Source organism: Microbacterium xerophyticum (assembly GCF_053543555.1).
On the sequence record NZ_JBLVOB010000007.1, the window covers coordinates 1,124,847 to 1,134,058 of the forward strand.

Here is a 9,212-nt window from a genome sequence, read left to right on the forward strand (position 1 = left end):
CGTCGCATCAGCGTCCGACGCAAGGAACCTCTCCCACATGGACACGATCGGTATCAACCCGTCCACTGCACCGTCGTCGACAGACGGCACCCCGACCCCGGCCGAGTACCTGGCCCGCGCCGTGGATCTCGCGACAGAGAACGTCCGCAACGAAGGCGGGCCGTTCGGTGCCCTCATCGTCTCCTCCGACGGCCAGGTGTTCGAAGGCGTCAACCGCGTGACGGCCAACCTCGACCCCTCGGCCCACGCCGAGGTCACCGCCATCCGCAACGCCTGTCAGGCGCTGGGCACCTTCGACCTCTCCGGAGCCGTGCTCTACACCAGCTGCGAGCCGTGCCCGATGTGCCTCGCCACGTCGCTCTGGGCGCGGGTCGAGAAGGTCTACTTCGCCGCCGACCGCAACGACGCCGCCGACGCCGGCTTCGACGATGCCGTCTTCTACCGCTACTTCGAGGGGGGCCCGGAGGACCGCGCGATCATGCCGGTCGCGCAGGAACCCCTCCCGCCGGCCCAGCGCATCGCCGCATTCACCGAGTGGACCGGCACGGCCACCCGTACCGAGTACTGATCCCGCACTGCCGACTCGATCCATCGACTGGAGCCAATGATGTCTTCAACAACTTCCACACGCGACGACTCGGGCGAAGCGGAACCGCTTCCGCCCGAGCATCCGCCGCTCCCCACCGGAGCGACCACCACCGTCGACGCGAAACCCAAGAACGCCCTCGACCGCTTCTTCGAGATCACCCAGCGGGGGTCCACGTTCGCCCGTGAGATCCGCGGAGGCGTCGTCACCTTCGTGACCATGGCGTACATCGTCATCCTGAACCCGCTCATCCTCGGCGGCGTCGAGGACGTCGCCGGCAACGCACTGCAGAGCGCGCAGATCGGCGCAGCGACCGGCCTCACGGCCGGCGTCATGACGATCCTGTTCGGTGTGATCGCGCGCCTTCCGTTCGCGCTCGCCGCGGGGCTCGGCATCAACTCCTTCCTCGCGGTGGCCGTCGTCGGACAGGTGACGTGGCCGGAGGCCATGGGACTCGTCGTGATCAACGGCCTCCTCATCGTGCTGTTCGGAGCCACCGGCATCCGCACCGCGATCTTCAACGCCGTGCCCCACGCGCTCAAGGCGGCCATCACGGTCGGCATCGGGCTGTTCATCGCGTTCATCGGATTCGTGGACTCGGGCTTCGTCAACCGCACTCCCGGTGGCCCGCCCGTGCAGCTGGGCGACGGCGGCTCGATCACCTCGGTGCCGACGTTCATCTTCCTGATCGGGCTGATCCTGATCGGCGTGCTCGTGGCCCGCAAGGTGCCGGGCGGCATCCTGATCGGCATCGTGGCGTCGACCGTCATCGCGATCGTCGCGCAGTCGTTCCTCAAGCTCGGCACGAGCGCCGAGGCCCCCGGCGGGTGGCACATGACCATCCCGGAACTGCCGACGTCGTTCGTGACCATCCCCGACTTCGGGCTGGTCGGGCAGTTCGACCTCTTCGGCTCGTTCGGGCGCATCGGCGCTCTCGCCGCGACGATGCTGGTCTTCACGCTCGTGTTCTCGAACTTCTTCGACGCGATGGGCACGATGACCGGCCTCGCCAAGAACTCGGGCCTGGCCTACAAGGACGGCACTTTCCCGCGCCTGCGTTCCGCCTTCGTCGTCGAGGGTCTGGGCGCCGTGGCAGGTGGAGCGACCTCGACATCGTCGAACACCGTGTTCGTCGACAGTGCCTCCGGCATCGGGGAGGGGGCCCGTACCGGACTCTCATCGGTGGTCGTCGGCGTGCTCTTCCTGCTGTCGATGTTCTTCACCCCGCTCACGCTCGTGGTGCCGATCGAGGTCGGATCCGCGGCGCTGGTCGTCGTGGGAGCGATGATGATGGCGCAGGTCAAGGAGATCAAGTTCACGAAGTTCGCGGTCGCGCTGCCGGTGTTCCTCACCATCGTGACGATGCCGCTGACCTACTCGATCGCCAACGGCATCGGCGTCGGCTTCATCTCGTGGACGCTGGTGAACGCCCTCTCCGGCCGCGCCAGGAAGGTGCACTGGTTGATGTGGATCGTCGCCGCCGGGTTCACGCTGTACTTCGTGCGCGGGCCGATCGAGACGCTCCTCGGCGGCTGAGACTCGTGGACGGTGCCCGGTGCTGCTCGCGCGGCATCGGGCACCGTCGCGTGCGGTGTCCGGTTCGCGTCCCGGCGATTCGCATGCGGGGAGAAGAGTTTCGGGGCTCCGAGCGTGCCGGAACCCCCGAAAGTCTTCTTTCGACGGTCAGCCGCGGCCGATGTACGGCATGCCAGCCGCGGTGACCGTGAGCTGCGGAACGCTGACCTCGAGCGGCGTGCGGGCGAGCTGGACCACGAGATCCGCGACGTGCGCGGCATCCATCGTCGGCTCCGGTCGACGTGAGCCGTCCGCCTGCAGCGCCCCGTCGTCGACCAGTCGGCCGATCAGCTCGGTGCGGGCGTTGCCGATGTCGAGCTGGGTCGCCGTGATGCGGTGCGGGCGTCCGTCGAGCTCGATGGATTTCGTCAGTCCGGCGATCGCGTGCTTCGTGGTCGTGTAGGCGACCGAACGCGGGCGGGGCGTCTGGGCCGAGATCGAACCGTTGTTGATGATGCGGCCGCCGGCCGGCGACTGCGTCATCATCTGGCGGAACGCCGCTCCTGCGCAGAGCATCGCGCCCGTGAGGTTCACGGCGAGCGTCGACTCCCAGTCCGCGGAGGTGAGCTCGCCGATGTCGGCGCTCGGTCCGAACACCCCCGGCATTGTTCACCAGCACGTCGAGGCGGGCGAAGCGCTCCACATGAAGAGCGATCAGTCGTTCGACCTGCGCCGCGTCGGTGATGTCGGTCTCGGCGACGAGTGCGTGCGGATCGCCGGCGGCGGTCTCGTGCAGCGGCGCTCCGCGCCGGCCCGCCAGGGTCACGCCGAAGCCCGCGGTGAGCAGCGCACCGGCGATCGCGCGGCCGATGCCGCTTCCCGCGCCGGTGACGATGACCGAGGCGTGCGGGGTGCCGGTCACCGGTCGTCACCCGCGACGGCGACCGGTGCCGCCTCGTCGATGAGCTGCAGGATGCGGGCCGCGACGCTGACCGCGATGACGGCCGGCTGCTTCCCCGACACCTCCGGCACACCGATCGGCGTGGTGACGCGGGCGAGGTCGGCGTCGCCGTGTCCGAGCTCGGTGAGCTTCTTGCGGAATCGCGCCCACTTCGACGACGAGCCGATCAGACCGATCGAGCGGATGCCGGCCGTGCGCAGCGACTGGTCGACGACGGCGAGGTCCTCGACATGGTCGTGCGTCATCACCAGCACGTGGGCGTCGGCGGGCAGCGTCGTGAGCGCCGCTTCGGGAACAGGGGAGTGCGTGACGTGCACCCTGGCGACGGCATCCGCGAAGACGCCGATGCGACCCGGCTCGCCCACGCGCTCGGGGGCGAGCATCTCGGTACGGGAGTCGATCAGGTGCAGGTCCATCTCGTGCCGGGCGAGGATGCGCGCGAGCTCCAATCCGACATGGCCCAGGCCGAAGATGGCGACGACGGGCACGACCCGCATCGGTTCGAGCATCATCGTGACCTCTCCTCCGCAGCACTGCACACCGTACTCCGTGGTCGCCTTGTCGCTCAGCGTGAGCGTGAGCAGCTCGGGCTCGGCCGAACCGGACGCGAGCATGGAACGGGCGCGATCGATCGCGGTCGCCTCGAGGTTTCCGCCCCCGATCGTGCCGAACACGTCGTCGGGTGAGACCACCATCTTCGCGCCGCCGTTGCGGGGCGCATGACCGCGCACGAGCGCCATGGTCACGACGACGGCGGGAACGCGCCGCGTGCGCAGATCCTGCAGTGCGTCGAGCCAGTCCATCCCGCGTCCGCTCAGCGAACGGCGGCGAGCTCGTGAGCGCCGGCGCGAGCGGGAGCCGCGTCGGCCGAGGCCTGCTGCACGGCGCGCACTGCCCAGAAGACGGCCTCCGGCGTCGCGGGCGAACCGAGCTCGACCCTGTGACCCTCCGGTCCGAACGCACCTACTGCCTCGCGGAGCGCCTCGCGTGCGCTGAACGCGAGCATGAACGGCGGCTCTCCGACGGCCTTGGAACCGTAGACCGCGCCGTCCTCACGAGCATTCTCGAACAGGCGGACGTTGAACTCCGACGGCATCTCCGAGAAGCTGGGCAGCTTGTACGTCGATGCGGACTGCGTCTGCAGGCGGCCGCGGTTCGGTCCGTCGCCGGTGTCCCACCGCAGTTCCTCCAGCGTCAGCCAGCCGACGCCCTGCACGTACGCGCCCTCGACCTGCCCGATGTCGAGCATCGGCGAGAGCGAGTCGCCCACGTCGTGCACGATGTCGACGCGGCGCACGGTGTAGGCGCCGGTGAACTCGTCCACCTCGACCTCGGTCGCAGCGCTCCCGTAGGCGAAGTACTTGAACGGCGAGCCCTGCATGATCTCGGGATTCCAGTGCAGGCCCTCGGTGCGGTAATAGCCGGCGGCGAACAGCTGTACGCGCTGCAGGTATGCGGCCTCGGCCACCTCGGCGAAGGTGAGGGTCTGCGACGTGTTGCCGAGGCCGGTGATCAGGCCGCCGGAGAAGCGCACATCGCGCTCGTCGACGTTCAGCAGGCGTCCGGCGACCGCGGCCATCCGCTCCCTGATCTGCTCGCACGCGTTCTTGACCGCACCGCCGTTGAGGTCGGCGCCGGACGATGCCGCCGTGGCCGAGGTGTTGGGCACCTTGTCGGTGCGGGTCGGCGCCAATCGCACCTGATGCAGTTCGAGGCCCAGCGCGGTCGCGGCGACCTGCAGCATCTTGGTGTGCAGACCCTGACCCATCTCGGTGCCACCGTGGTTGATCAGTACAGAGCCGTCCTTGTAGACGTGCACGAGAGCGCCGGCCTGGTTGAACGCCGCGAAGTTGAACGAGATGCCGAACTTGATCGGCGTCATCGCGAGCGCGCGCTTGACGTGGGGGCTGCCGGCGTTGAACTCCGCGATCTCGGCACGGCGCGCATCGACGTCGGCCTCGTCCCGCAGCTCGTTCCAGATGGTGCCGAGGCGATCGGCATCCTTCACGAGCTGCCCGTACGGCGTGCTCTGACCCGGCTGGTAGAAGTTCTTCTCGCGCAGTGCGAGCGCGTCGATGCCGAGTGCGGGAGCGACCCTGCCCAGGATGTCCTCGATGAGGAAGACGCCCTGCGGGCCGCCGAATCCGCGGAACGCCGTGTTCGACGCCTTGTGGGTCTTCACGATCCGGCCGAGCGCGTGCACGTTGGGGATCCAGTACGCGTTGTCGAGGTGGCACAGTGCGCGGCCGAGCACGGGCTCTGACAGGTCGAGGCTCCAGCCTCCGTCGCAGGTGAGTACGGCATCCAGGCCCTGCAGCAGACCGTCGGCGTCGAAGCCGACCTTCCACGAGATGTGGAACGGATGCCGCTTGCCGGTCATCGTGATGTCCTGCGTGCGGTTCAGGCGCAGCCGCACGGGCCGTCCGGTGAGCTTGGCGCCGAGCGCGGCGATCGCCGCGAACCCGTGCGACTGCATCTCCTTGCCGCCGAAACCGCCGCCCATGCGCAGCGACTGCACGGTGACCTGGTTCGAGGAGAGGTCGAGCACGTGCGCGATGATCTCCTGCGTCTCCGACGGATGCTGCGTCGAGCACTGCACGAAGTACTGACCCTCGGAGTCGATCGTCGCGAACGACGCCTGCGTCTCCAGGTAGAAGTGCTCCTGGCCGCCGAACTCCGTCTCGCCTTCGAAGACGTGCGCAGACGATGCGAGGGCGGATGCCGCGTCCCCGCGCTCGACCGTGCGGGCGATGCCCTGGAAGGAGCCGGCGTCGACGGCATCCTGGATCGTGATCAGCGACGGAAGCGGCTCGTACTCGACCGCGACGGCTGCGGCGCCGAGGCGGGCGGCCTCCTGCGTCTCGCCGAGCACCCACACCAGGGCGTGGCCGTAGAACATCGCCTCGCTGGGGAACAGCGGCTCGTCGTGCTTGATGCCCGCGTCGTTCACGCCCGGGACATCGTCGGCCGTGAGCACACGGACCACGCCCGGCACCTCGTAGGCGCCGGCGACGTCGACCGTGACCTTGGCGTGCGCGTTCGTGGATTGCACTGGCCATGCCGTGAGCACGCCGGCGGTGTGGGCGGCGAGGTCGTCGGTGTACATGGCGGCGCCTGTCACATGCAGTGCGGCGCTCTCGTGCGGGGCGCGGATTCCGACGACGGGGTCGGCCGGACGGTCGGCGAGAGCACTCATGCCGACACCTCCTTGTCGTTGATCACTGTCGTGCTGTAGAGCTTGAGCAGCGCGGTGTTGAGCATGAGCGCGCGGTACTCCGAACTCGCGCGGTGATCCGACATCGGCGTGCCCTCGCTGCCGAGGACCTCGGATGCTGCGCGCACGGTGGCGACGTTCCACGGCTGCCCGACGAGTGCCTCCTCGGTCGCGCGTGCGCGCAACGGAGTCGCGGCCACACCGCCGAGACCGATCTTCGCCGACGTGACGGAGCCGCCTTCGATGTCGAGGGCGAACGCCACCGCGACGCTGGAGATGTCGTCGAAGCGGCGCTTGGCGATCTTCTGGAACGAGGTCACCTTCGCGAGGGGCAGGGGGATGCGCACGGCGCGGATGAGTTCGTCCGCACGGCGGACCGACTGGCGGTAGCCGGTGAAGTACTCGGCCAGGTCGACCTCGCGCTCGCCGTCTGCCGACGCCAGCACCACGCGTGCGCCCAGGGCCAGCAGCGCGGGGGGAGTGTCGCCGATCGGCGATCCGGTGCCGAGGTTGCCGCCGATGGTTCCGCGGTTGCGGATCAACCGGGAGGCGAACTGCGGGAACAGCTGTGCGAGCAGCGGCACCGTGCCGCCGAGGCGCGACTCGATTTCCGAGAGCGGCAGGCCGGCGCCGATCTCGATCTCGTCGTCGGTGACGGCGAGCGTGCGCAGTTCCTCGTGGTGCTCGATCGCGACGACGAGAGGAGCGCGTGAGCCGCGGATGTTCACCTCGACGCCCCAGTCCGTTGATCCTGCGACGAGCAGAGCATCCGGCTCATCGCGGATCAGACGCAGGGTCTCGTCGAAGGATGCGGGGCGGATGAAGCGGGAGCCGTCGACCGTGGCCGCCGTCGCGACGGCGCCAGGCGCCGGGTCGGCGAGGCGCTGCCGCAGCGGGTCGTCGCCCTCTGGCGAGCCCAGCGCGTACGCGGCGTCGCGGATCGGACGGTAGCCCGTGCACCGGCAGAGGTTGCCGCTGAGCGCGTGCAGGTCGAATCCGTTCGGACCGTGCTCGGCGTCGTGGACGGGGCAGTCCTCGTCGGTGCTCTCGGCCACGGCCTCGCGGCCGTCGCGGTAGTACTCGCCGGCCATGCTGCAGACGAAGCCCGGGGTGCAGTAGCCGCACTGCGATCCGCCGGCTTCGGCGAGCTTCTCCTGCACCGGGTGCAGCGCATCGGGGCTGCCGAGGCCTTCGGCGGTGACGATCTCCTGACCGTTGAGTGCATACACCGGCACGAGGCAGGAGTTCACGGCGGTCCAGGCGGTGCCGCCTTCGGGCGTCGGGGTGGCGAGCATGACGGCGCAGGCACCGCATTCTCCTTCGGCGCAGCCTTCCTTCGCGCCGGAGAGCCCGGCACCGCGCAGCCAGTCCAGGGCGGTGGTGTGCGCAGGAGCGCCCGCGAGGGGGCGGCTGTTCCCGTTGACGTTGACGGCGATGTCATTCATAGGTGGATCTCCTCAGATCCGGCGGTGCTGCGGGAGCGTGCGCCGATCCGGATCCGATGATGCGAGTCTATGCGCCCGACGCTGCCGGGTGGGGGCCGAACAGATTGTCCTGTTTCCAGTATTCGGAAACACTATTCTGTTCCATGGAAAGAATAGGCCGGACGCCGAGCGTGGTCAAGTGCACGCCAGTATGCCCTATGCCCCCGTGAGGAGATCGCCGCCGCTCACCAGTCGTGCACAGTCCCGTCGAGCAGGCGGTTCACCGGCAGATAGGCCTTGGTGTACTCGTGGCCGGCCGCGGCGTCCTCGTCGAGGTCGACGCCGAGACCTGGCTGGTCGCCGGGGTGCAGGAAGCCCCGATCGAACGTGAACGAGGTCTGGAACACCTCGAGGGTCTGCTCGTTGTGCGGCATGTACTCCTGGATGCCGAAGTTGTGGATCGCGAGGTCGAGATGCAGGGCGGCGGCCATGCCGACCGGCGAGATGTCGGTCGGCCCATGGATGCCGGAGCGGATGCCGTAGATCGCGGCGAAGTCGAGCAGCTTCTTCATGGCGGTGATGCCGCCGGTGTGGGTGACGGCCGAACGGACGTAGTCGATGAGGCGCTCGGTGATGAGGGTCTGATAGTCGAAGACCGAGTTGAACACCTCGCCGATGGCGAGCGGCGTCGTCGAGTGCTGACGCACCAGGCGCAGCGCGGTCTGGTCTTCACCGGGTGTGCAGTCCTCGAGCCAGAAGAGGTCGTACGGCTCGATGTCCTTCGCGAAGCGCGCGGCCTCGATCGGCGACATGCGGTGGTGCCCGTCGTGGAGGATGCGAAGGTCAGTGCCGAAGTCCTCGCGGATCTGCGAGAAGATCCCCGGCATGTGGGAGAGGTAGTTGCGGGTGTCCCAGGTCTCCTCGCTCGGGCGGTCGCCGGAGCGCTTGGCGGGCTCGTAGTCGTAGCGCACGCCGGGGCCGGCGGCCGAGACACCGTAGATCTGGCCCAGGCCGGGCACGCCGGTCTGCACGCGCACCGCGGTGAAACCGAGCTCCTCGTAGCCGGCGATGGCGTTCTTGAGTGCGGCGTAGTCGGTGCCGGAGGCGTGCGCGTACACGCGGACGCCCTCACGGCTCGCGCCGCCGAGCAGCTGGTACAGGGGCATCCCCGCCTTCTTGGCCTTGATGTCCCACAGGGCCATGTCGACCGCCGCGATCGCGGCCATCGTCACCGGGCCGCGCCGCCAGTACGGTCCGCGGTACAGGTACTGCCAGGTGTCCTCGATGCGGTCCTCGTCGCGGCCGACGAGCATCGACGCGACGTGGTCGGAGAGATACGAGGCGACGGCGAGTTCGCGTCCGTTGAGCGTCGCGTCACCGAGGCCGACGATGCCGTCGGAGGTCGTGATCTTGAGGGTGACGAAGTTGCGCCCTGGGCTGGTGATGATGACGTCGGCGATCTCGATGGTCATGTCGTTCTCCTGGAAGTGCGGGTCGGGATGCGGGGGGGGG

Annotated in this window: 6 protein-coding genes and 1 pseudogene; 2 read left to right on the top strand and 5 right to left on the bottom strand. The window is 68.9% G+C overall.

Annotated elements, in window-relative coordinates; all coding sequences use genetic code 11:
* Nucleotides 1-37: 37 nt before the first annotated feature.
* Together ACNPNP_RS17070 and ACNPNP_RS17075 are read left to right on the top strand one after the other, a co-directional pair.
* Entirely contained in the window at nucleotides 38-568 is a 531-nt protein-coding gene (locus ACNPNP_RS17070) for a nucleoside deaminase (protein WP_448967213.1), read from the top strand.
* A 39-nt stretch (nucleotides 569-607) separates the two neighbouring features.
* The gene (locus ACNPNP_RS17075; protein WP_448967214.1) at nucleotides 608-2,122 is read left to right on the top strand and encodes an NCS2 family permease; all 1,515 of its coding nucleotides are present in this window, start codon (nucleotides 608-610) and stop codon (nucleotides 2,120-2,122) included.
* A 147-nt stretch (nucleotides 2,123-2,269) separates the two neighbouring features.
* On the opposite strand, the pseudogene ACNPNP_RS17080 reads toward ACNPNP_RS17075, so the two are convergent.
* From ACNPNP_RS17080 to manD, 5 genes and pseudogenes are all read right to left on the bottom strand, one after another.
* Nucleotides 2,270-3,023 (bottom strand): annotated as a pseudogene (locus ACNPNP_RS17080) (SDR family oxidoreductase).
* Entirely contained in the window at nucleotides 3,020-3,865 is an 846-nt protein-coding gene (gene xdhC / locus ACNPNP_RS17085; RefSeq protein ID WP_448967215.1) for a xanthine dehydrogenase accessory protein XdhC, read from the bottom strand. Before xdhC ends, ACNPNP_RS17080 begins: the two are co-directional and overlap by 4 nt.
* Nucleotides 3,866-3,876: 11 nt before the next feature.
* A complete protein-coding gene (xdhB, locus tag ACNPNP_RS17090) occupies nucleotides 3,877-6,258 on the bottom strand; it encodes a xanthine dehydrogenase molybdopterin binding subunit (protein WP_448967216.1) in 2,382 nt (793 codons plus the stop codon).
* Complete coding sequence (locus ACNPNP_RS17095) at nucleotides 6,255-7,721, bottom strand: xanthine dehydrogenase small subunit (protein WP_448967217.1); 1,467 nt, start codon at nucleotides 7,719-7,721, stop codon at nucleotides 6,255-6,257. Before ACNPNP_RS17095 ends, xdhB begins: the two co-directional genes overlap by 4 nt.
* Before the next feature lie 224 nt (nucleotides 7,722-7,945).
* Nucleotides 7,946-9,172 (bottom strand): D-mannonate dehydratase ManD, encoded by a 1,227-nt coding sequence (gene manD, locus ACNPNP_RS17100; RefSeq protein ID WP_448967278.1) that lies wholly within the window; start codon nucleotides 9,170-9,172, stop codon nucleotides 7,946-7,948.
* Nucleotides 9,173-9,212: the final 40 nt, after the last annotated feature.

Coding starts and splice junctions, on each gene's coding strand:
- manD (WP_448967278.1), bottom strand. CDS start 9,172: ATGACCATCGAGATCGCCGACGTCATCATCACCAGCCCAGGGCGCAAC.
- xdhC (WP_448967215.1), bottom strand. CDS start 3,865: ATGGACTGGCTCGACGCACTGCAGGATCTGCGCACGCGGCGCGTTCCC.
- ACNPNP_RS17095 (WP_448967217.1), bottom strand. CDS start 7,721: ATGAATGACATCGCCGTCAACGTCAACGGGAACAGCCGCCCCCTCGCG.
- ACNPNP_RS17070 (WP_448967213.1), top strand. CDS start 38: ATGGACACGATCGGTATCAACCCGTCCACTGCACCGTCGTCGACAGAC.
- xdhB (WP_448967216.1), bottom strand. CDS start 6,258: ATGAGTGCTCTCGCCGACCGTCCGGCCGACCCCGTCGTCGGAATCCGC.
- ACNPNP_RS17075 (WP_448967214.1), top strand. CDS start 608: ATGTCTTCAACAACTTCCACACGCGACGACTCGGGCGAAGCGGAACCG.